The 220-nt window shown below is 49.1% G+C and carries 1 rRNA gene; it reads left to right on the forward strand.

Annotation, left to right across the window (positions count from 1 at the left end):
* Positions 1-61: ribosomal RNA gene (locus tag H5202_RS23880) — 16S ribosomal RNA — on the forward strand; the annotation flags it as partial.
* Positions 62-220: the final 159 nt, after the last annotated feature.

A 220-nucleotide genomic window follows, 5' to 3' on the forward strand; every position in this document is an offset into this window, starting at 1 on the left:
GACTGGGGTGAAGTCGTAACAAGGTAGCCCTAGGGGAACCTGGGGCTGGATCACCTCCTTACCTATACGACTAACTCAATACCTAAAGTGCAGAAATGCATGTGAGTGTTCACACAGATTACTTGATAGAAGAAAGAGAAATTACGTTGGGTCTGTAGCTCAGCTGGTTAGAGCGCACCCCTGATAAGGGTGAGGTCGGTGGTTCAAGTCCACTCTGACC

Origin of the sequence: Shewanella sp. SG41-4, from assembly GCF_014164505.1 — a bacterium.
Taxonomy (GTDB): domain Bacteria; phylum Pseudomonadota; class Gammaproteobacteria; order Enterobacterales; family Shewanellaceae; genus Shewanella.